The 20,818-nt window shown below is 57.5% G+C and carries 14 protein-coding genes and 2 pseudogenes; 15 read left to right on the forward strand and 1 reads right to left on the reverse strand.

All coding sequences use genetic code 11. The annotated features are described in order from the left end of the window. Positions 1-698 precede the first annotated feature (698 nt). From QCM77_RS42995 to QCM77_RS43060, 14 genes and pseudogenes are all read left to right on the forward strand, one after another. Positions 699-3,296 carry a GcvT family protein gene (locus QCM77_RS42995; RefSeq protein ID WP_347882440.1) on the forward strand — a complete coding sequence of 866 codons (2,598 nt, stop codon included), beginning with the start codon at positions 699-701 and terminating at the stop codon, positions 3,294-3,296. 83 nt (positions 3,297-3,379) lie between these two features. After that, positions 3,380-3,469, forward strand: a pseudogene (locus QCM77_RS43000) (ACT domain-containing protein); the annotation flags it as partial. Between the two features lie 22 nt (positions 3,470-3,491). Continuing rightward, positions 3,492-3,977, forward strand: a pseudogene (locus tag QCM77_RS43005) (formyltetrahydrofolate deformylase); the annotation flags it as partial. A 237-nt stretch (positions 3,978-4,214) separates the two neighbouring features. After that, positions 4,215-5,396, forward strand: coding sequence for a M24 family metallopeptidase (locus QCM77_RS43010; protein ID WP_280096786.1), 1,182 nt, complete (start codon positions 4,215-4,217; stop codon positions 5,394-5,396). Positions 5,397-6,729: 1,333 nt separating this feature from the next. Next, entirely contained in the window at positions 6,730-7,782 is a 1,053-nt protein-coding gene (locus QCM77_RS43015; protein WP_280096787.1) for an ABC transporter substrate-binding protein, read from the forward strand. 152 nt (positions 7,783-7,934) lie between these two features. After that, complete coding sequence (locus QCM77_RS43020) at positions 7,935-8,759, forward strand: ABC transporter permease (RefSeq protein WP_280096788.1); 825 nt, start codon at positions 7,935-7,937, stop codon at positions 8,757-8,759. Beyond that, entirely contained in the window at positions 8,749-9,549 is an 801-nt protein-coding gene (locus QCM77_RS43025; RefSeq protein ID WP_280096789.1) for an ABC transporter permease, read from the forward strand. The genes QCM77_RS43020 and QCM77_RS43025 overlap by 11 nt, the downstream gene beginning before the upstream one ends. Before the next feature lie 12 nt (positions 9,550-9,561). Next, a complete protein-coding gene (locus QCM77_RS43030) occupies positions 9,562-10,662 on the forward strand; it encodes an ABC transporter ATP-binding protein (RefSeq protein ID WP_280096790.1) in 1,101 nt (366 codons plus the stop codon). Between the two features lie 593 nt (positions 10,663-11,255). Beyond that, entirely contained in the window at positions 11,256-12,422 is a 1,167-nt protein-coding gene (locus QCM77_RS43035; RefSeq protein WP_280096791.1) for an acyl-CoA dehydrogenase family protein, read from the forward strand. A gap of 161 nt (positions 12,423-12,583) precedes the next feature. Continuing rightward, positions 12,584-12,985 carry an IS66-like element accessory protein TnpA gene (tnpA, locus tag QCM77_RS43040; protein WP_280096792.1) on the forward strand — a complete coding sequence of 134 codons (402 nt, stop codon included), beginning with the start codon at positions 12,584-12,586 and terminating at the stop codon, positions 12,983-12,985. Beyond that, positions 12,982-13,329, forward strand: coding sequence for an IS66 family insertion sequence element accessory protein TnpB (tnpB, locus tag QCM77_RS43045; protein WP_280096793.1), 348 nt, complete (start codon positions 12,982-12,984; stop codon positions 13,327-13,329). The genes tnpA and tnpB overlap by 4 nt, the downstream gene beginning before the upstream one ends. A 45-nt stretch (positions 13,330-13,374) precedes the next feature. Next, positions 13,375-15,027: an IS66 family transposase gene (tnpC, locus tag QCM77_RS43050; RefSeq protein WP_280096794.1), complete on the forward strand. Its 1,653-nt coding sequence runs from the start codon at positions 13,375-13,377 to the stop codon at positions 15,025-15,027. A gap of 221 nt (positions 15,028-15,248) precedes the next feature. Continuing rightward, positions 15,249-15,923, forward strand: a complete 675-nt coding sequence (locus QCM77_RS43055; RefSeq protein WP_280096795.1) for an aspartate/glutamate racemase family protein — start codon at positions 15,249-15,251, stop codon at positions 15,921-15,923. A gap of 448 nt (positions 15,924-16,371) precedes the next feature. Continuing rightward, entirely contained in the window at positions 16,372-17,460 is a 1,089-nt protein-coding gene (locus QCM77_RS43060) for an alpha/beta hydrolase family protein (protein WP_280096796.1), read from the forward strand. Positions 17,461-17,568: 108 nt separating this feature from the next. Here the strand turns inward: QCM77_RS43060 and QCM77_RS43065 are convergent, their stop codons facing one another. After that, a complete protein-coding gene (locus tag QCM77_RS43065) occupies positions 17,569-18,051 on the reverse strand; it encodes a MarR family winged helix-turn-helix transcriptional regulator (protein WP_280096797.1) in 483 nt (160 codons plus the stop codon). Positions 18,052-18,518: 467 nt separating this feature from the next. On the opposite strand from QCM77_RS43065, the gene QCM77_RS43070 reads away from it, so the two are divergent. Continuing rightward, a complete protein-coding gene (locus QCM77_RS43070) occupies positions 18,519-20,054 on the forward strand; it encodes a porin (protein ID WP_280096798.1) in 1,536 nt (511 codons plus the stop codon). The last annotated feature ends 764 nt before the right edge of the window (positions 20,055-20,818 follow it).

The following is a 20,818-nucleotide window of genomic DNA, read 5'->3' on the forward strand; positions in this document are numbered from 1 at the left end:
CTGGCGTGATCCAGAACCATCCGAACCGCTCGGGCCCGGACCTCGGGTGAAAACTTGTTCGTCGTCTTGCTTTTCATAGCTCCATCCTCTCAGGAGTTGGAGCCTCCGGCAAACCCGGAGCGGTTCAGACCCGCGCGCCAGTTTCAAATAACTTGAATAGTCGGCCGTTCTTTCGTTGCGGTCCCACGACCTTGGTTATCGGATATCGACCGACCAATAGCTGCCGTAGAAGGCGAACCTTTATTTCAACAGCCTAGCAGTCACTGTCATCCAATCTAGAACATGCTCGAGGAATGCTAGCTCGCAACCGCGCTGACGCGGTCGTCGCCGATCTGCAGGTGCCGCGCCGCCTAAATCAGGATCAGGCACCTGCTAATCTCCAAAGGTCAGATGTCGTGCCGCTTCGCGCGCCGAGGTGCATGGTGACGCAAAAGCGTCGCGTTTTGCCGCTCAGGCGCAGAATTTCTGTTCTGCGAACCGGCATATTAGTGAAATTCAGATCTGGAGCCCGATAGAATTTGGCGAGAAATGGACTTTCCCGCTGGCCTAGACACGGAAACAGGGCGGGAGGGAGATCATACTTTGCACAGTTCAGCACATCCCGCACGCTTCATCGAACGCGGCAGCATCGATCCGGCGCAACAGCTCAAAATCGCGCTGACGGTTCGTGACATGGCGGCCGCGTCTGGATCGGTCAGGTGGTGTGCCACGCCGCCAATCTAAAAAATAACATCTATGCGCTAACGCTGGGCTGCGCTCAAACCGCCTGCAATCATCTTTCTTTGAGTCATGGAATGCAAAGCAAGCTGCCCTCCCATGCGGAATACGTCATCATCGGCGGTGGCATCATCGGTCTGTCCGTCGCCTATCATCTCACGCGACTTGGGCATCGTGACGTTCTGCTGCTCGAACGCGACCAGCTCACCTGTGGTACAACTTGGCATGCGGCTGGACTGGTCACCCAACTTAGAGCCAGCGAGAACATGTCGAAGCTGGCCCAATACACCGCGGGATTGTTCCATGAACTCGAGACGCTGACCGGCCAGCACACCGGGTTTCGGCAATGTGGGTCGATTACTGTCGCAGCAACACCCGCGCGGCTCGATGAGCTGAAGCGAGGTGCTTCGATGGGGCGCTCTTTTGGTCTCGATGTCGAGATTATCGACGCCGCTGAAGCCAAGCGACGCGTACCATTGCTCGACGTGGCCGACGTACTTGGAGCGGCATGGATTGCCTCCGATGGCAAGACAAGTCCAGTGGACACGGCACGAGCGTTCGCGGCCGGCGCCCGTGGGGGTGGAGCGAAGATTCTGGAACGCACTCCGGTGACGCGAATCGTGGTCGAAAGGGGACGAATCGTCGGCGTCGAGACTGCAGAGGGCTTGGTGCGTACCGAAAGAGTCGCGGTCTGCGCGGGGATGTGGACCCGGACGCTAGCTGCCGATCTCAATTGGACGGTGCCGTTGCATGCGGCAGAGCATTTCTACGTCATGACAGAGTCCATTGCAGGTTTGTCACCAGATACTCCCACGGTGCGCGATCTTGATGCGTGCTTCTACGCGAAAGAAGACGCGGGAAAATTGCTGGTGGGTTTCTTCGAGCCGATGGGCAAACCTTGGGCCATGGACGGGATTCCGCGTGAGTTTAGTTTCGTTTCGCTGCCTGACGACTTGGAACATATCGAGCCGCATCTCGCCAATGCCATGCGCCGCATGCCTGCGTTGGAAAATGTGGGACTGCAACTGAGCTTCAATGGTCCGGAGAGCTTCACGCCCGACAATCGATTCCTTTTAGGGCCTGCCCCCGACATTGCGGGCCTCTATGTGGCCTCGGGCTTCAATTCGTGTGGCATCGAGTCTTCTGGCGGCGCTGGCAAAGTCATGGCCGAGTGGATGTCCACGGGTATGCCCGCCAGTGACTACTGGGAAATGGACGTGCGGCGCGCCATGCCGTTCCAGCGCAATCGTCGATATTTGCGCGATCGTACGGGCGAGGCAGTCGGACTCCTTTACGCTCTACATTGGCCTCACAAGTCACCCGCGACGGCTCGTAACGTCCGCGTCTCGCCGCTGCACGATCGGCTGGCAGCCGCTGGCGCGAAGTTTGGGGAGGCCGCTGGGTGGGAGCGGCCTCAATGGTTCGGCGCCCCTGATGCGTCCGCGAACGCCCACGCCACATTCGCTCGCGACGACTGGTTCAAGGCAAGTGGGGCGGAACACGATGCGACTCGCTCAGGGGTCACACTGTTTGACCAGACCTCCTTCGCACATCTTCTTGTGCAGGGTCGTGATGCGCTTGCTTTTCTTCAGCGTCTCTCAACCAATGATGTTGACGTGCCGGTGGGCCGTATCGTGTACACACCCTGGCTCAATGAACGTGGCGGTATGGAGTCCGACGTCACGATCGCACGAACGGGGGATGAGGAATTCCTGGTGGTCACGGCGGCCGTGCAGCGCATCCGGGACCTCGCCTGGCTTCGACTGCATGCCAAAGGGGCAGGCCGCGTGTTCGTTGCCGATGTGTCGTCCGGCTACGCATGCCTGTCCGTCATGGGACCGCGTTCACGGGAACTGCTCATGCGTGTGAGTCCGGCGGTATTTTCTGATGCGGCATTTCCCTTCGCGATGGCCCGAGAAATCGAGATCGGCTATGGCATGGCGCTCGCCTTCCGCATGACGTTCGTGGGGGAACTTGGATGGGAGCTGCACATCCCAACCGAACAGGCTCTGGGCGTTTACGATGCGCTGATTGCCGAGGGACGCCATCTTGATCTGCGCCACGCGGGTTACGTGGCACTGAACACATTGCGCCTTGAGGCTGGGTACCGCGACTGGGGTGCGGACGTGAGCGATGAAGATTCGCCACTTGAGGCAGGGCTGGGATTCACGGTCGCCTGGAACAAGGGTGACGATTTCATCGGGCGGGCAGCTCTCGAATCACGGCGCGCTCAGATTCCGCGTCGACGCCTTGTGCAATTAGCCGCACCCGCGGCGGTGCCGCTTTTGTTCGGAACTGAGCCTGTCTGGCGCGACGGTTCGCTCGTCGGCTACCTGCGCTCGGCAGGCTTCGGCCACACCCTGGGCTGTGGTGTGGGCATGGGGTATCTGCACTCAACGAACGGCGTCACTGGAAAATGGCTGTCTGAAGGAAATTTTGAGATAGAGATCGCTGGCGAAAGGCACGCTGCCATAGCATCCCTTCGCGCCTTCTACGATTCAAATCGCACGCGAGTGAAGGGCGAATGGCGCAAGCTCGAAGACATCGTCGCCCCGGAATTGCTCACGGGGCGGGTTTAAGAGATGACGTTTACCTCCTCCTCCCTTTAACGCAGCTTACAAAGGGCCGCCACCGAGCGATGACCGCTATGTCCGACCGTTCCATGATCCTTGCCTTGTCCTGCCCTGACCGTCCAGGTATCGTAGCAGCGGTATCGAGTCTTTTGTTCGAAGCTGGTTGCAATATGCTTGATGCTCAGCAGTTCGACCTCCACCGACCTGGCCGAGCTGCCGTTCTACCATTTGCCCGTGACCAAGCAGACCAAGATGGGCCAAGAGGCCCGAATTTGGGAGCTCGTGCAGGAAACCAACACGGATCTCGTTGTACTCGCGCGTTACATGCAGATTCTATCCGATGACGTCTCGGCCAAGTTGTCGGGGCGCTGCATTAACATTCACCACTCGTTTCTGCCCGGCTTCAAGGGGGCCAAGCCCTATCACCAGGCCCATGGGCGCGGCGTCAAGTTGATCGGTGCAACGGCACATTACGTGACCTCCGATCTCGACGAGGGACCGATCATTGAGCAAGATGTAGCGCGGATCTCGAATTGCGACACGCCGGACGATCTTGCCTGTAAAGGCCGCGACATCGAGCGGCGCGTACTCGCCCACGCCGTGCGCCATCACCCGAGAGCAAGAGTAGCCCGTGAGATGCGGCGTAGTGCAAGAAATCAGAGATCATGCACGAAAACTCCGACATGAGGCGAGAACTTCCGCTATGGCTGAGTAAGTGTCGCGCGACATGCGCCGGACGAACTTCGAGTGATCCTTAGCAGTGCACGCAACGGCCATTTGCTCCAAGAAACGCATAGGCAGGTTCAAGGCACAAACACGAGCAGAAACGGATTGGCTGGTTGTAAGCAGTGTGATGCCCAGCCTCGCAAGGTAGGATACCGTTGGACCGCGAATTTAGCTAATCAACATCTGGAGGTGATCAATATGAAGAAGCAATTGCGTTTTGAACGGGCGGAATTCGCGGCACGCTTGTTGGCTGTAAAAAAAGAGATGGCCAAGCGAGGAATCGATATTCTTCTCCTCTCGGAGCCTCCCAACCAGAATTATCTAACTGGCTACGACAGCCTCTCGTTCTATACGCCACAAATGGTAATCGTCGCGGTCAATCACGATGAACCCATCTGGATCGCGCGATTCATGGAGCGCCCCCAAGCAGTAATGGGGACTTATCTTGCAGATGATAACATCAGAACCTATCCGGACGAGTATGTGAACTCGCATGCTGGCTTATCGGCGTACGACGTTATGGCAGACCTCGTAAAGGAACTTGGTGGTGAAAAGGCGAAAATCGGCGTGGAGATGGGAGGCTATTATTATTCCGCGCGCGCACATGCCGATCTTGTCCGAGCACTGCCCCTTGCTGAGTTTGTGGACGCCGACCTACTGGTCAATTGGATCCGAATTGTGAAAAGCCCGGCGGAACTCGTGTACATGCGCCAAGCCGGTCGCATCGCCGATGCGATGATAAAGCGGGCCGTTGACACAATCGAGCCAGGCGTGCGGGAATGCGATGTCGCAGCTGCCGTCTATCACCAGCAGATATCGGGCACGCCCGAGTTTGGGGGGTGCTACGATAGCTCATGCCTGTTTTTTGGCGTTGGCGAGCGTGCTCTTGTGCCGCATCCCACATGGACTGACGAGCCGCTGCCGGCATCAACAACAATCTATACGGAAGTTCACGGAGTTCGGCTTCGCTACCAGGTCAATCTGGCTCGCACAATTGTGGTCGGGAAACCTACCCCCGACTACCAAAAATTCTCGGAGATCGCGATCGAAGCCCTGAATATGGGCCTCGAAGGTGTCCGGCCCGGCCGCACTTGCTCAGAAATTCAGGCCGCCTACGCGAGAACGCTCAAACGTCATGGATACGAGAAGGAGGCGAGGCTCGGTTATTCGCAAGGAATAGGCTATCCGCCCGCGTCAGCGGAGCGAACAGCCAGTTTGCGCAAGGGGGATCATACAGTGCTTCATCCGGGAATGTGCTTTCACATGATGGCTGCTCTCTGGCTGGAGGACAAGAGCATCTGCATCACCCAACCCCTCGCCGTCACCGAGAACGGCTATGAACCATTGACTACGACGCTACGCACTCTGTTCGTCAAGTGATCAAGCGAAAACGTCTACTTTGTTCCGGCGGCAGTCCCGTTGCCGCCGTTGGCGCTGCTATTGATGGCTCAGGGCGATTGCTCCGGGCTCGATTGTTGAGAACGGCGAAATCGGTCGCGGCTCCTGGGGCATTGAGGGCATGCACGAGACGAGCCGGTCAATCTTCCGTAGCCTATTGCGAATCGCAGGGCTGGAGGCCAAGACCGACCGGCTGGCGAAACTTTCATTGCGATTACGTCAATCTCCAGCCATTTTCTGTGCGTTCGAGACGGCTGTGTCCACCGACGCTGCCCGTGCTGCACGAAACTCGAAGTGTATATCGGCGATGTAACCTCCGAGCGAAATCGGGGCACAGTAACCGGTGATTGTCATGCGTAGACCGAACATGGCTTGCGAATTCTAGAATCTTCAGCGCTCGACCATTGTTCGTTCGGCTATCCCGCACGCGGACCGGTGCCTATTTGCGAACGGCTCAAGGCAAACCGCTCGAGCCGGGGGCTGCAGCGCGAGCCGACGAAGCGCGGGACTTGAGCGCTGATCTCCATGGTGGCTCGTCCGAATTCCTGCGTTCGCCGCAACGCGTGCAGTCATTTTTTTATCTCTACCAGTGCCCAGTGGCGGCTGAACATCGGCTAGGAAGTTTCCCGCTTCGGCAGCGATAAGTAGTGCTGCACGATCATTCCAAACTTGAGCGCGTCCCTAAAGCGAATGACATGAAAGCTTCGCAATCTGGCGATTGTGTGCAGAATTTCTTCCAAACGAAGCCCTATATTGCGTAAATTCAGATCTGAGAGGCCAGTAGTATTTGCGCGAGGGATGGAACATGGCGGCTGACGAAGTGACGGGACCAATGCGCAGGAGAGATCGAATATTGCAAACGCACCCGCATAAAGGGGCATATCGCCCCGTCAGGGGTCTTGTCGCGTGCCGGCGAGTTCGTGGCTATTCTCGGTGCGGGCTGTTCGGACGAGGCCGAGCCCGGATGCGCTTTGAGGCGTTAAGGAGATCGGCTTCTGATGTTCAGAAAGTCTATTCCCGCAGCGTCGTTATACACTACGCCTTCGCGAGGACTGCGCCCTCTGTCTGCACTTCACGGTAGGCCGGAGCTCCAAACTTCCGCGCAAAGTGCGCGGCGAGGACGCCGCTTGAGGTGCGACTGAGCAGCCGCGCGTTGTGCTTGGCCGTGTCGATCGCCCGTCCTCTGCGACTCCGGCATGGCGCGATCGCAATAGTGCGAAAATCATTCTTCAGGTTGGCGCGCTATCTGTTCGTTGAGTGAGAATAGCGTAACTGTGACCTTCACGAGGGATTACAAAAGAGAGGAGATGGGGAAATGAAAAGGCGCACTTTTATAAAACTCGCGACGGTGACTGCGGCCGGCACTTTGGCTTCACCCTACGTACAGGCTCAGTCGAAAAAATTTGCCGGAATCACGTTGCGAGTGAACGGATACGGCGGGGTTTATGACGACGCCCTTAGAAAGAGTGTGGCCGCGCCGCTCGAAGAGAAGTACGGGCTCAAGATCCAGTTCATCGCCGGCGCTACGTCAGCGGACCTCGTCAAACTGATCGCAAATAAGGACAATCCACCGTACGACATGTTCATAGTGCCTGGCCCTTACATGGTGGAACTCCTTAAGGCCGGCGTCATCGAAGAGATTAGGACGCCAGACGTTCCCAACGTCAAACGGATCCTTCCCGGATTCCGCGAATTCGGCGATTACGGCATACCATTCGACGTCGCGTCCGTCGTTCCGGTCTACAACTCAAAATACATCAAAGAGCCGCTTACGTCGTACTCGGATATCGCGAGGCCTGATCTGGCAGGTCACGCGGTCGTCCCGACCCCGGATCAAACGACCAGCAGCCTATACTTGCTCGGCATAGCCGAGGAAAATGGCGGCTCGATTTCGAACATGGAGCCAGCGTTCAAGGTCATGGAGGCGGCGAAGCCGAACATTGCCGCGCTCGCGCAGACAACAGTTGCCGAGATGCAGATGTTCCAAAACGAGGAGGCGTATGCAGGCATCTTTTGGGACGGCCGCGCCCACGAACTGCGCACAAAGGGCGTTCCCATCGTGACCGTTGTCCCATCTAAGGGCATCTACTCGACGACAGATTATGTCAATGTCATCAAGGGTACGAAGTATCGGGAAGCCGCGCACGCGTTTGCTGATCAGTTGCTCTCCGATCAAGGCATACTCGGGGTGCCGCAGGCACTACGGTATGGCGTCACGACTGATGTCAAATTGCCGGAAGACCTTCGGAAGGACCTCCTGTTCAACTCGCCGGAGCGCAATGCCCTCAAAAGGAAAATTGATTGGGAGAAGCTGATGGCAAACCGCAGTGCGTGGATCGAGCGGCTGAATAAGATAATTCGAAGTTAGGTAGGGTGACTGCTTACATTAGTTTGGCGTTACGTGAATCCCAGAGTTCACGTAACGCCGCGTTCCAAGATCATATTAACTGTGAAAGGTCCATCGTGAAGGAGCCTCTCCTTAATCGCCCAATCCTACGTGCGGGACTCTTGCTGGCCCCTATGGTCCTGCTTCTGACCGGATTTCTGGTGGTGCCGGTCTTGGGTTTGTTGCGGTCGAGTTTTTTGCTCAGTGACCATCTTCTCGATGGAGGCGGCTTCAGCTTAAGGCATTACGTCCATTTCTTCTCGGATTCTTATTACTCGTCGGTGCTGTTGGAAACGTTCGTCGACGGATTGATCGTCAGCGCGATCTGCCTGGCGATCGGCTTCCCTACCGGGTATTCGCTCGCTCGACTGCCGCCTCTGGCGCGGCGATGGCGGACGATTATTGTAATCCTGCCGCTGACGCTCAGCCTTGTAGTCATTGTGTTCGGCTGGTTGATCATTCTTGGCCGCAATGGGCTCGTCAATTCACTTTTCGTAAATCTCGGCATGTTTTCTTCGCCAAAATACCTTCTCTTTAGTCGGCCTGCGGTCTTAATAGTCCTGGTGCAACAGTTCCTGCCGTTCATGATCTTGTCTGTCATGAGTGTCATTACTCAAATAGATCCTGTGCTTGAACAGGCAGCTGCAAATCTACGCGCCAATCGCTTCGTCACCTTCCAAAAGGTTGTCATTCCACTCGCGGTTCCTGGCATTCTTGTTGGCTTCAACCTCGTTTTCGTGCTGTCCATTTCCGCGTTTGTCACGCCCCGTCTGATTGGCGGAAATCGCGTTGCCATGCTCGGAAGCCTCATTTATGAGCGCATCATGGCGGAACTGAATTGGCCATCCGGCGCAGCGATGGCTTTCATCCTATTTGTGAGCGGGCTTGGTTTCACAGCGGCGATCAACGCCCTAGCTGCTTCACGTCTCATTATCGGTGGACGACGCTATGCGCTCTGATCTCATTGACTATTCGATGGCTGTGTCCGGCGCGTTCGTTCGCGCGATCGTGTACACGATGCTCGCCTTACCAGCAATCTTGGTGATTGTGTCATCGTTCACCAGCGGCGACACAATGAATTTTCCTCCCACGGGGTTTTCGCTGCGCTGGTATCAAACGGCGTGGGAGAACGAACTATTCATGACGGCGCTCTGGACGAGCACGTACGTTGCGGTGCTCGTTGCGATAGTCGCGCTGGCAATTGGCTTTGCCGCCGCCTTCGCAATCAACCGGTTTTCCTTTCGAGGAAAAGCGATTTTGCAGGGTCTGGCCTTCTCGCCGTTGATTGTGCCCACCGTCGCACTCGGCATCGGACTGCTGCAGCTCTTCGCGTGGCTAGATCTGACGCAGACGATCTATCCGCTGCTTCTCGGCCATCTAGTTCTTGCTATCCCGTACGTCGTACGCACGATTCTCGCGAGCCTTACTTTGCACGACCGGGTGCTCGAAGAGGCGGCGATGAACCTCCGCGCCACTCCGTTGCTTGTCATCCGGCGTATTACCTTGCCACTCATTCTGCCTGGCTTGCTATCAGCTGCGATCTTCGCCTTTGTGACGTCGTTCGGAAACGTCACCGTTTCCGCGTTTCTCACCTACGGCGGCAATGTGACCCTGCCTGTTCAGATTTTTGCGTATGTCGATACCAGCTATGATCCACTCGTTGCGGCCGTATCGAGTATCATGATCTTAGTCACACTTGTCGTCATCCTGATGATCGAGCGCTTGATCGGCGCGGAAAGATTAGCGTAGCGAGGAGAAGAGATGCTGGCTTTGTCGAAAGAACATGACAACACTGTGCGGGAAGCCCGTGACCTTGTCGTGGAATTACGCTCGGTTTCCAGGCACTACGGTGAGACGGTTGCTGTCGCCGACGTTTCCTTGAGCGCGCGTCGCGGCGAACTGGTGTGCCTGCTTGGTCCATCGGGCTGCGGCAAGACGACGACGCTGCGTATGGTCGCCGGATTTGTAGAGCCGACCTCCGGCACCGTAAGCATCAACAACGTCGACATGACGCATCAACCGCCTTATCGGCGAGATACTGGAATGGTGTTTCAGAGCTACGCCCTGTTTCCACACATGACGGTCGCCGAAAACGTCGCATTTGGCCTGGAAAACTTGAAATGGCCGCGCGCGGAGCGCGAGAAGCGCGTGGAGGAAATGCTCAAGCTTGTCGAGCTTCCCCATTTGGCGCGGCGTTTGCCTAGTCAACTCTCGGGCGGCCAGCAACAACGGATTGCGCTCGCCCGTGCGCTGGCGATGCGACCAGCAGTACTGCTTCTCGATGAGCCGTTCTCAAATCTGGATGCGCAGTTGCGAGTTCGCATGCGGGAAGAATTGCGAGAGGTGATCCGAGGTGTCAATGTTACCACTTTGTTTGTAACGCATGATCAGGAAGAAGCCCTGACAATGTCAGATCGTATTGTGGTCATGAACGCCGGTCGGGTCGAACAGATTGGCACCCCCGGTGAAATCTATGAGACACCGGCCACGTCTTTCGTCGCGAAATTTATCGGCTGGTGTTCTCTGCTGAAAGGAACAGTGGGGACTGATGGCATTTTTACGTCAACCGCTGGCGTTCGCCTCGTGGGCAATTGGATTGCTGGGCCTGGCACGGCCGTGATCCGGCCGGAACAGGTTAAGCTGTCGACCGGTGGCGCTGCCGGGCCATTGCTGCAGGCTCGCGTGCTTCATTCCCACTATTATGGCGGGGCGACGCGAGTGGTGCTCGACATCAATGGAGAGCAGCTGACGATGCAGGAGCGCTTTCCATTTGGACTCCATCCAAAGGTTGGCGATCTCCTCGGCATTACCATCGACACGAACGAAATCGCCGTCATTCCAGCAAATGAAGGCCATGCCTAAAGCGCCACCCACATGAGTTTCAGCTTGCTGCGTCAAGACGGTCCAAGATCCGGCGGAGAGCGAAGGTCTTATTCTGGAGTTGGCGAGATCGCCGTCGGAGCAAGCGTTGCGATCAGTAATCCTGATCGGACAAAGCTCGCTGAATCAAGGAGGGCAATTGATGATGCCCTGGCAATCAAATGGCCGTGGCCATGATGCCACACTTGACTAAGGCTGCAGACCTGCGCGCGATCAAAAGGGGGCGTCGAGCCGTGGATAGTGTGAGGCCGCAGGCCCATCCTGATGAGTTTAAAACAGTGTCAGAGCGTACGGCTCATGAAGCACACGAGATGGACCGGACCGGCGGTGGGAACGCCTCCTTTGGCGGCTTGTTCTAGGGAAAGGGCGATGGCAACCATCACAATGTAGAGCTGGGCTTTATCTGTTGTCGCGCTGCGAATCCCCTCGCTGAGATGGGCGCTTGATCTGTGCTTGCGGCATCAAAGCGGTGCGTCGCCTGGAGACCGTGAAGTCGATGGCCAGCGGCAGCTCGACGCGTTCTGATCTGCAAACGGCCCGAGCTGTCGAGGACCCAACCGCCAGGAGAGATATTTATGGACTTCGCGCTCACCGACCAGCAAGAGACAATTCGCGATGCGATTGCCAAGATCTGCGCCGACTTCGGCGACGCCTATTGGCTGAGCAAAGACCGCGATGGCGGCTTTCCCCACGATTTCTACAAGGCTTTGGCCGAGGCAGGCTGGCTCGGCATCTGCGTCCCGGAGGCCTATGGCGGGGCCGGTCTCGGCATCACGGAAGCTGCTGTTATGATGCGAACGATCTCCGAATCTGGAGGTGGCATGTCGGGCGCGTCTGCAGTGCACATCAACGTGTTCGGGCTTAATCCGGTCGCGGTGTTCGGAAGTGAAGAGCAGCGCCGGCGCATGCTCCCTCCGATGGTGGAGGGGCGTCACAAGGCATGCTTTGCAGTGACCGAGCCGAACACCGGACTGAACACTACCCAGCTCAAGACGCGCGCCGTCGCGAAAAACGACCGCTATATCGTCAACGGCCAGAAGGTCTGGATCTCCACCGCCCAGGTCGCCCATAAGATCTTGCTACTCGCGCGCACCACGCCGGTGGAAGAGGCGAAGAGGCCGACGCAGGGGCTGAGCCTATTCTACACCGATTTCAACCGAAAGCAGATCAAGGTCCGCGAGATCGAAAAGATGGGCCGCAAAATCGTCGACTCCAACGAGTTGTTCTTCGAGGATTTCGAGATCCCGATGGAGGACCGGATTGGCGAAGAGGGGCGAGGATTCGAATATATCCTTGAGGGTATGAATCCCGAGCGCATATTGATCGCAGCGGAAGCGGTTGGACTAGGTAAGCTCGCCTTATCCCGGGCCGCCGAATATGCCAAGACCCGGATCGTCTTCGACCGGCCGATCGGCAAGAACCAAGCGATTCAGCATCCGCTAGCGAAAAACTGGATAGAGCTCGAAGCGGCGTGGCTCATGGTGATGTCGGCGGCCTGGCAATATGACAACGGGATGCCTTGTGGAGCTGCGGCCAACGCCGCCAAATATCTCGCTGGTGAGGCTGGCTTCCAGGCCTGCGAGCAGGCGGTGATGACCCATGGGGGCTTTGGCTATGCCAAGGAGTTCCATGTAGAGCGCTATCTGCGCGAAATCATGATTCCGCGCATTGCGCCCGTTAGCCCGCAACTAGTGCTAAGTTTTATCGCCGAGAAAGTTCTTGGCCTGGCAAAGTCGTATTGATCTCAAGCCAACCGCCCGACTGTGGTTCGGCTTTCTTCGGGGATGATGATCGCCGTGTGTTGAGTGATCGCGTGAACAAGGCTTGCCTGCGTGCGATGGGAAGTATTCCTCCGTTGAGGGCCGCCTTGTGCAGGTCCTAGGGTAATCCTAGGAGAAGCGCTATGACGATTTCGAGGGCGGAGGTGATCACATCGGTCGAGCGGCGGCGCCGGTGGTCGCAGGATGAGAAGGAACGGCTCGTTGCAGCATCGCTCGAGCCCGGAGCCAGTGTTTCCGAGGTGGCTCGCATGGCTGGCCTTCATGTAAGCCAGCTGTTCAGGTGGCGCAAAGAGCTTTGCAAGCACGGTGAAGCGAGTATAGCGCCGTTCGTGCCGGTCGAGATTGGGCCGTCTGTGCCGCCGCGGGAGGCGGCCGAAGCGCCACTGACGACGACGGCGGCGCGTCGACGGAAGAGCCTGAGCATCATCGAGATAGATCTTGGTAGCGGGCACCGCATCCGGGTCGATGGCGACGTTGATGGAGACGCACTACGTCGCGTTCTCGATGCTTTGGTACGCCGATGATCCCGGTTCCGACGGGCGCACGAGTGTGGCTTGCGACAGGCTACACGGACATGCGCCGAGGCTTTCCGTCGCTGGCGCTCCAGGTGCAGGAGGTGCCGCGCAAGGACCCGCTCTGCGGTCATCTGTTTGTCTTCCGCGGTCGCCGAAGCGATCTTGTGAAGGTGATCTGGCACGATGGCCAGGGAGCATGCCTGTTCACCAAAAGACTGGAGAGAGGGCGGTTCATCTGGCCTTCGGTTGCGGGCGATGCAGTGACGATCTCGCCGGCGCAAATGAGTTACCTGTTGTCCGGAATCGATTGGCGCAACCCGCAAGAAACCCAGCGTCCGACGCGGGTCGGATAGCTGTTTTGGGTTTGAATCTGCTGCTTGATCTGATTCAATGGCTTCATGATATCGAAGCCGGAGGACCTTTCATCGGATCTTGTCAGTGCCATGGCAGCGCTGCAGGCCGAGCGTGAGGCCCGGCTGCGAGCCGAGGCGATGGCTGCCAGCGCGCAGGCGGAGCTGTCGGATAACGCGGCGCTGATCGCGCATCTCGAACTGCGGATCGAGAAGCTCAAACGCGAACTGTATGGGCAGCGCTCCGAGCGCACGGCGCGGCTGATCGAGCAGCTGGAATTGGAACTTGAAGACCTCGTCACCACGGCGAGCGAGGATGAGCTTGCCGCGCAGGCCGCGGCGGCGAAAACCCAGAGCGTGCGCGCCTTCACGCGCAAGCGGCCGGTGCGCAAGCCCTGGCCGGACGACATCGAACGCGAGCGAGTCGTCATTGAGGCGCCAACGACCTGCGCCTGTTGCGGTGGGGCGCGCCTTGCGAAGCTGGGCGAGGATGTAACCGAGACGCTGGAGGAGATCCCGCGCCGGTTCAAGGTCATCGAGATCGTGCGCGAGAAGTTCACCTGCCGCGATTGCGAGAAGATCAGCCAGCCGCCGGCGCCGTTCCATGCCACACCGCGCGGCTTCATCGGCCCACAATTGCTGGCGACGATCCTGTTCGACAAGTTCGGCATGCATATCCCGCTCAACCGCCAGAGCGCGCGCTTCAAGTGCGAGAGGATCGACCTGCCGTTGTCGACGCTGGCCGACCAGGTCGGCCACGGGACCTTTGCCGTCATGCCGCTCTTCCACCTGATCGAGCGTCATGTGCTCGCGGCCGAGCGCCTTCATGGCGACGACACCACCATCCGCATCCTGGCGAAGGCCAAGTGTAAGACCGGTCGGATCTGGACATATGTGCGGGATGACCGGCCCTTCGCCGGACCTGCGCCGCCGGCGGCGGTCTATTACGCCTCGAGCGACCGACGAGGCGAGCATCCCCAGAAGCATCTGGCCGCCTTCGCCGGTATCCTGCAAGCCGATTGCTACAACGGCTTCGAGCCGCTGTTCGACCCGCAGAAGAAGGTGCTGCCGATTACGCCGGCGTTTTGCTTCGCCCATGCGCGGCGGGGCTTCTTCGAGCTGGCCGACATCGAGAAGAACCCCCGGGAAGGTAAGAAGAGCAAACCGGTTTCTCCGATCGCGTTGGAGGCGGTCAGACGCCTCGATGCGTTGTTCGAGATCGAGCGCGCCATCAACGGCCGCTGCGCCAACGAGCGGCGCGCCGTACGCCAGGAGAGAAGCAAGCCGCTGCTCGACGACATGCACACCTGGCTGCTGCGCGAGCGAGAAACCCTCTCACGCTCCTCCGAGGTCCTGAAGCCCATGAATTACATGCTCAGGCGTTGGGCCGACTTCGCCCGCTTCCTCGACGATGGCAGGATCTGCCTCAGCAACAACGCCGCCGAAAGAGTGTTGCGCGGCATCGCCTTGGGAAGGCGCAATTGGACCTTCGCCGGCAGCCTGCGCGACGCCGAACGCGCCGCCATCATGCTGACAATGATCACCACCTGTCGTCTTAACGATGTCGATCCCAAAGCCTGGCTCTCCGACGTCCTCGCCCGGATCGCCGATCTTCCCGCTTCGCATCTGCACGAACTGCTGCCCTGGGAATGGAAGCTCCCGCGCCAAGCCGACGACCCCAACGATCAGCAAGCTGCCTAACCTTCACGCAGCGCCATCATAGCCGACCCGGCCCCCGCGCGCATGCGTCAATCGGGCGGCCTTCGTCGTACGCGTACGATGGGAACTAATTTTTCGAAGCTGTAATATTGGCAAAGAAGACTGTCAAAACAGCTTGTCCATGAGATCTCCGACGGGTCGCTTCGGGCGTACCTTTCGTCAAGCGACAGCAAGTCGGCGGCTTTTGCGGGAGTTAGATCGATATGACACAGATCAGCGGCGCACTCGGTTTGTTGCAGTTACAGAACACCCCACAGACTATGCTCGGATCGCTTACTTTTTCATTTCCGTTAATTTGCCGACGTATTCCGGACGCGTGGGTCAAGAATGTCGTTTATGGTGCGGAGGACGACACAATGGAAAGCGCGTTCATCAGCGCGGCAAAAGAATTGGTTCGTGTTGGCGCGGTCGCGATCACGACCAATTGCGGATTTGCGATCAAATACCAGAAAGCGATGGCGCGGTCGCTCTCGGTACCAGTGTCGACCTCCTCGTTGCTACTGCTGCCGTACCTTCTTGCGGCAATCAAGGGGCGCATCGGCATCTTAACGTTCGACTCGAGACCACTGACTTTCGATCTGCTCAAGCTTGCGGGTGTTGAGGTGCAAGATCGCATAGCGGTTGCTGGCATTGAAAATTCCGATACTTGGAGAATGATGTCGCAGCCCGAGAATAACTACACCGTATCGCAGCTAACTAAAGACGTGCTGGGCGCTATCGCGCTGATGCGAAAACGACATGGCAACGTTCAAGCGATCCTATTTGAATGCGCGGCATTTCCATTGGTGGCCCAGCCTGTGCGCGAGCAGACGAGTCTTCCAGTGTATGATGCCGTGACCAATGCGAAGCTATTGATGAGCGGAGTCAGGGACGCCTGATCTCTTGCGCGGGCGGCTTTGAAGTGAACGAAACTAATGACGAGAACTCGTTGTCTGGCGCCATCGCCCCGCAAGCAAATTCCACCGTCTACCAGCAAGCGCGGTGCGATCGTCCTGTAGTAAAAGTCTCCAGAGCCTCAGAAAGGAGCCGCGGAGAATGTGCCGCCATGCATTATCGACAACGTAAAGAAAGCATGCCGGCACGAGATTTCTTGTACTCAATCGCAGGCGGACCTGCACGCATATTTGCACAATATTGATGTAAACGCATCCACCTCGATATCGCGGTGGATTGCCTATAGTCCCGCGTATACGAAAATCTGCGCTCTTGACCTGTAACAGGCGGAATTCCCGCGATTTGAAGCCCAAAATTAGGGAACTTCATCCCCAAGGCCCGGTAATATCCGTGTGAGCGGATGATGAGCATTCGCGCCAAGGGTCGAATTCGATGCTGTGCGCTGCTTGGCCCAATCTGAAGGGCGATCTTGCGTCCACCCGCCGAGACGCCGCCGCGTTTCTGGATGGTCTCGATGGGATCCGCGGGGCGATAAACCGGCGGAACTGGTTCGTCAAATGGACAAACATCGGAGATGCTCATTCCCTTGTTGGTGATTTGAACATCAAAAAGGGGGCTTTCGATAAGGCGACGGAAGCTTGGCTTTGCGCGCTAACTGCATTCGAAGTTGCCAGGCGCCTGATTGACGAAGACGATCCTGAAGCAGAAGCCGTTTCGGCCAAAGTCGAGGCGGGCATTCAGAAGTTTGGATCTCTCGGGCAAAAGGTGGAGCGGCTACGAATTTCGGCCTGGGAGCAAACCGAATTTCCAGCCTACTACGTGCCTGGATTTGGTCCGGATTTGTGTGTCCCGGCAGTCATTTGCATCAGCAGAGAAGAAGAATCGGCAGCGACCTTGCTTGGAAGGCTGTTGCCCGTTGTGACTGGTCGAGGCATTTCGGTTCTGGTGGTCTCTCACGAGAACGTTGCAAATCAGTGGCGCGGCCAATCGGAAACTTTGTTGTCTTGCTGTCTCGACTATTTGTCGGCTCGGCCCGATATCGATGGCGCTCGAATTGGCGTCTACGGAGAAGGATTGTCGGCTGTTCTAGCTACCGATTTCGCTGTCTCGGATCGCCGCGTTGCTGCGGCTGTTTGTGATGGCGGCCTTTGGGCATGGGCGCGGACTCTGGCCTCCGTCGGCTGGATGACGAATACTGCAGAGTTCGTGGGCGAGCACCCAGTGTCGGTGCGTCGCTCGCGATTGGTGCGACGGTTGAAATGCCCAGTTCTCGTGACTGCGGGTGGGTGTGGCCCGGTCAGCTTGTCGGAGGCGATCGAACTACAGGCTGAGTGCACAGCGGCTCAAATTGATCTAGAGTTGGCGATAGCGCGGATGGCTCGGACCCCTGCGGGCGAGGTTGAAAACTTCGTCACTTCTGATGATTGCAGTTTCGGCTGGTTAGAGCGCAAGCTGCTCACGCAATTTGGCTCCGTATGCGTTGTCGGCCAGGACAACAAGATCCTAAATAAAGAGCCATGACGGAAAAATGAAACAAAGCCGTATTTCACTGCAGTCAGCTCGATACCGAGGCGCTGCTCTTTAAAGCTCATCAACAACGTTTGTCGCAAGCTCGTGCAGTGGGTAGGCCTACAATACGCCGATACTCAGTTTTTGAGATGCCAAACGGCTATTCTTGGCAATCGAGCTTAGTCGCTTATTGAGGTAGTCAAGCGACGCCTCGTCTAGGCCGTCAAAGATGGTGGAGTTGAGTGCTTCTCTTTTGATGGAGAGTTTCTTGATTTCCGCACGCGCGGTTGAAGTCAAGGACATTTGGACAAACCTTGCGTCATCAGGCGATGGCCCGCGGGCTAGGAACTCCATCGCTTCAAGCCGTTTCGTTTGGTTGGTGACGAAGGCCGGATGAATCCGCAACTTATTTGCAACCGCTATTCCCGAGACGCCGAGACCTCCATCGAGCTCCTCAATGGCCATCAGAATCAGCCACTGTGCTTCGGTTATCCCTAACAATTGAGCCCAGCTCTTGTGTATTTCCTCGAGTTGGGAGTGAATTTCAATGATGTTCCAGACGAAGTCCCTAACGGATCTGTCCAGCGGTCCTTTTTCGGCCATGTTAGTCTTTCCGCAGTGTCATCGATGGGACGCCCCGTGGCCCCAATAGTCACCTAGCGGTCTTGCACACCCTCAGAAAGGCCTCGCAGAACATAGGCACCATGCCAGAATGAAATTGACTTATATAATTAATTTAAGATATCGCTGCGCTTGTCGCTATCGCTAGGTCGCTAGATCCGCCTTCGGCGAACATGTTGAATCTCCAGGCGGAGCCTCCTGGGTGCTCCGGAAGTTATTGGCAGCAGCGTCGCAGATGAGCCGCGCATGTTGCCAAATTGCGACACGCCCGTTCCAAAATGTAATTGCAGAAATTAATTAATTGCGGAAATAGATTGGGTAAATTAGACCTCGTAATGACAGCGAGGGGGCGCCTCGAGTCGTTTCGTCAGGCACCTGCCCCTTGAGTGAGGCAAGCCGCGGCGGATCTTTGAATGACGGAAACGGCGTTTCCAACTTGGAGGTCAACGATGAAGCTTATGAAGAGTATTATCATTGGTTCTGCGGCAATGTTCGCGGGAGCCGGGGCACAGGCAGCCGATCTTCCCGTGAAGGCGAAGGCGGTCGAGTATGTGAAAATCTGCTCGCTGTATGGCGCCGGCTTCTATTATATTCCCGGCACCGACACCTGCATTAAGCTGGGTGGGTACGTTCGGGCCGAGACGGTACTGGGTTCGAATGGTGTTTACACCAGCCCCAACAATGGCATCGGTGGCGCGCACAACCGTCTTAGCAACTATTACACTACCAGGGCGCGCTTCGACTCCACCGTAGATACTCGCACTGCGACCGAATATGGCGTTGTTCGCACCTACGGTGATATCGGCTATAGTTGGACCGCGGGCGGGTATTCCGGTGCCGGCACCACCGCCATCAACGGCTCAACCGCGTATACTGGAAATAATCCCGCTGGAAGCGGCAGCGGCATGATTTCCGGCGGCAATCTCAGTATTTACTACGCATTTATCCAATTCGCCGGCTTCACGTTCGGTAGAGCGCAATCACAGTTCGCCTCTCCTTGGACCAACTATCCAGGAAACAGCTACGACGGTCTGCCTGGAGGCGCCGGGTATGAAGCCATCAATCAGTTCGCCTACACTGCTGATTTTGGTCAGGGCATCACAGCCAGCTTCTCGGCCGAGGATCAGGTCGGACAACGCACAACCAACATTTGGAACGTGAGCGGTGCGACTGCCGCAGGCCTGTCTGCCGGTGCTTACGGTGTTGGCGATGTCGGGGGCTCGCGAGCGCCAGATTTCGTTGGGCAGCTTCGTGTCGACCAGGCTTGGGGCCTCTTCCAGGCTTCAGTCGCAGCGCATGACAACCTTGCCTCCTACTATGGGGTCGATGAGACGACCGGTCATCCGAGCGACAAATGGGGTTGGGCCGGTCAGCTGGCACTGTCGATCAAGAACATCCCGACGGGCCCGGGTGACACGATCAACATCCAGGGCGTGTATACCAACGGTGCAACCGGCTACAACTTTCAGCAGTATACGTCGGCCACCTACGCAATGTATGGCGGTGCGGGGCTGGCGGGTGCTTACCAAAGCGTAGGCCTCGCGGGGCTCTCTGATTCCGTGTTCGTTGCCGGCGCAGGCCAGCAGCTGACCACGAGCTACGGCTTCAACGGCGCCTACACACACAACTGGAATCCATATTGGAGCAGCAGTGTCTACGGTGCTTGGGCCGCCGTCCGCTACAATGGAACGGCCAAGGGTTATATCTGCGGTGCATTCGTCGCAACTCTTGCTCTTTCGAGCGGACTTGGAGGTTGCAACCCGGACTTCAACTACGCGGTTATTGGTACGAGAACGATCTGGACTCCTGTCAAGAATTTGGCCTTCGCCGCCGATCTCACGTACGTGATGCTCGATCAAAAGTACGCGAGCGGAAGCACGGTGACCCTTCCGGTACAGGCGGGTATCGCCAAGCCGGCCGGCGTCTACGAGCTGAAGGACCAAGGCGCCCTAACGCTCTCGCTCCGCGCAACCCGCAGCTTCTGATCGCGACTTAGCCGAAAAGGAGAAATCGCTACCTACGTCAAACCTCCAAGAAGGCCTCCGGCATGCCCGCCGGAGGCCTTTTCATGAGTCGCGATCTTTTCGATAGTGTGAACTCGGCGGCAGAACGTACGTGGCGGTCAGAGATCGGCGTTTGTCGCGCTGCCGATGGCGACTACTTCGATCCCTGACCTCGGCGGGCGCGTTAACAGCTTGGATCTGCAGCCCGCGACGAGCGGTACAGATTGTTCGGGCCGTTTCCTCAGGCGGGCGGCGATACCTCAGGCCTGTTTCCTCAACTACGAGTTAGTCTCGCTGCTTGCGAAGCGGCATTTGCAACGTCGGTCCTGGCTCCCGGTTGGAGCGGTATGGAATCGAGTGCCTCAATATAGGTTGGCCCGCACACGTATTTGCACTTCATTGTGGGCATCCATCTCCCGCGTCGTGTAGGCGACGGCCCAGGCTTCCAATGCAGCGTGGCTTTCTTAGCTTCACCCTATTCCGCGTTACTCCAGACGGAGATCGACGTCTCGCAGAACGAGAGCCTAAGGGCTACGATTTCGTGGACGCTACACGCACCCAGATCAAGAGAAAGCGTAGCTCTGCGGCCCTTTTGATTGGTGCTTGACCTCTATTTTGACGTAAGCGCTCAGCCGGGGCCCTATTGAGCCTGGCTTGACGCCTTGCGGAAGCGCCACGGCATGAGGTCTTCGATTCTGCTATGGGGATGGCCGTCGATAATGGCCTCGAGTGTTTCGGCGATGTAG

This window comes from Bradyrhizobium nivariense, assembly GCF_029846695.2.
In the GTDB taxonomy this organism is placed as follows: Bacteria; Pseudomonadota; Alphaproteobacteria; order Rhizobiales; family Xanthobacteraceae; genus Bradyrhizobium.

What these genes read in the sequence shown, in the direction of transcription:
- QCM77_RS43065 (WP_280096797.1), bottom strand. Translation starts at nt 18,051, where the DNA reads ATGGCCGAAAAAGGACCGCTGGACAGATCCGTTAGGGACTTCGTCTGG.
- QCM77_RS43060 (WP_280096796.1), top strand. Translation starts at nt 16,372, where the DNA reads ATGCTGTGCGCTGCTTGGCCCAATCTGAAGGGCGATCTTGCGTCCACC.
- QCM77_RS43025 (WP_280096789.1), top strand. Translation starts at nt 8,749, where the DNA reads ATGCGCTCTGATCTCATTGACTATTCGATGGCTGTGTCCGGCGCGTTC.
- QCM77_RS43015 (WP_280096787.1), top strand. Translation starts at nt 6,730, where the DNA reads ATGAAAAGGCGCACTTTTATAAAACTCGCGACGGTGACTGCGGCCGGC.
- QCM77_RS43030 (WP_280096790.1), top strand. Translation starts at nt 9,562, where the DNA reads ATGCTGGCTTTGTCGAAAGAACATGACAACACTGTGCGGGAAGCCCGT.
- tnpA (WP_280096792.1), top strand. Translation starts at nt 12,584, where the DNA reads ATGACGATTTCGAGGGCGGAGGTGATCACATCGGTCGAGCGGCGGCGC.
- tnpB (WP_280096793.1), top strand. Translation starts at nt 12,982, where the DNA reads ATGATCCCGGTTCCGACGGGCGCACGAGTGTGGCTTGCGACAGGCTAC.
- QCM77_RS43035 (WP_280096791.1), top strand. Translation starts at nt 11,256, where the DNA reads ATGGACTTCGCGCTCACCGACCAGCAAGAGACAATTCGCGATGCGATT.
- QCM77_RS43055 (WP_280096795.1), top strand. Translation starts at nt 15,249, where the DNA reads ATGACACAGATCAGCGGCGCACTCGGTTTGTTGCAGTTACAGAACACC.
- QCM77_RS43020 (WP_280096788.1), top strand. Translation starts at nt 7,935, where the DNA reads ATGGTCCTGCTTCTGACCGGATTTCTGGTGGTGCCGGTCTTGGGTTTG.
- tnpC (WP_280096794.1), top strand. Translation starts at nt 13,375, where the DNA reads ATGATATCGAAGCCGGAGGACCTTTCATCGGATCTTGTCAGTGCCATG.
- QCM77_RS43010 (WP_280096786.1), top strand. Translation starts at nt 4,215, where the DNA reads ATGAAGAAGCAATTGCGTTTTGAACGGGCGGAATTCGCGGCACGCTTG.
- QCM77_RS43070 (WP_280096798.1), top strand. Translation starts at nt 18,519, where the DNA reads ATGAAGCTTATGAAGAGTATTATCATTGGTTCTGCGGCAATGTTCGCG.